The 1,285-nt window shown below is 62.9% G+C and carries 1 protein-coding gene; it reads left to right on the top strand.

The window, feature by feature from the left end:
• Positions 1-51: 51 nt before the first annotated feature.
• On the top strand, positions 52-1,254 hold the full coding sequence (locus E4631_RS25630) for an efflux RND transporter periplasmic adaptor subunit (RefSeq protein ID WP_135318686.1): 1,203 nt from the start codon (positions 52-54) through the stop codon (positions 1,252-1,254).
• Positions 1,255-1,285 lie beyond the last annotated feature (31 nt).

Below are 1,285 nucleotides of genomic sequence, written 5' to 3'. Positions count from 1 at the left end.
TACTTAACAGTACGCCTCAGTAACCCTTCTTTGATTCCCTGAATTTCCTCCATGAAGAATATTGCATTTCTGGCCCTGCTGGGGCTAACCCTGGCCAACTGCGGCGGCGACAAAAAAGAAGCGGCAGCTGAAGATACTAAAACCGAGAAGCCCGGCGACAAGCCGACCAAAGCAGGCCAGACTAGCGGCGAAGCTAAGGAGAAACAAGCCACCTTGGCTACCCTCTCGCCCGCCGAGCAGCAAACCGCTGGCATCCGGCTGGGCCCCGTAGAAGACCGGGTGCTGAGCGGAGTACTCAAAGTGAATGGCACCCTGGACGCACCGCCCGAAAACGCGGTGGCCGTCAGTTCGCTGCTCGGCGGCATTATCGAGCGCACCACCCTACAGCAGGGCGCGCGCGTACGGGCCGGGCAAGTGCTGGCCACCATTCGCAACCCCGAATACGTGCAGCTGCAACAGGACTACCTCGAAACCAGCAGCCGCCTGGAGTATGCCCGGGCCAACTATGCCCGGCAGGAGGAACTCTACAAGCAGGAGGTTGCCCCGCAGAAAAACTTCCAGCAGGCCCGCGCCGACTACCGGGCCCTGCAGGCGCAGGTAGCGGCCCAGGCGGCGCGCCTGCGCCTGGCTGGGTTGCCCATCGGGGGTGCCATGGCCACAACGGCCCCGGTGAAAGCCCCGCGCGGCGGCTACCTAAAAACCGTGAACGCCAGCGCCGGCCAGAGCGTGACGCCCACCGACGTGCTGTTTGAAATCGTGGACCCTACCCACCTTGACGTGGTATTGACGGTCTTTGAAAAGGACGTGCCCAAGGTACGTAACGGTCAGACCGTGCGCTACACCCTGGCCAACGACTCGGTGGGGGCCGGCCACCGGGCCAAAGTCTACCTGATTGGGCGGGCGGTGAGCGAAGACCGCACGGTGCGCGTCTATGCCCACCTCACCCATGAAGACCCCAGCCGCCTGCCCGGCACCTACGTCCGGGCCGTGGTCGAAACCAATTCGGCCTCCGTGCCCGCCCTGCCCGACCAGGCCGTGGTGCAGTTCGGGGGCCGGCCTTACATTTTTCTCGTCGATGACAACCCCGCGCCCAAAGGGGAAACCGGCTACCGCATGGTACCCGTAGTAACCGGGGTAAGTGAGAGCGGCTACACGCAGGTAACGCTGCCAGCGGGCACTGCCACGACTAAAGTAGTGGTCGGGGGGGCCTATTCGCTGCTGGCCAAGCTTAAGAATGCCGAAGAGGAAGAGTAATTCCCGTTGGTATTGGCCGCTAGTTTAACCC

It is taken from the genome of Hymenobacter sp. UV11, from assembly GCF_004684095.1.
In the GTDB taxonomy this organism is placed as follows: Bacteria; Bacteroidota; Bacteroidia; order Cytophagales; family Hymenobacteraceae; genus Hymenobacter.
The sequence above is the reverse complement of the archived record's forward strand: the minus strand, read 5'-3'. Positions and strand labels throughout refer to the sequence as shown.

Coding starts and splice junctions, on each gene's coding strand:
- E4631_RS25630 (WP_135318686.1), top strand. CDS start 52: ATGAAGAATATTGCATTTCTGGCCCTGCTGGGGCTAACCCTGGCCAAC.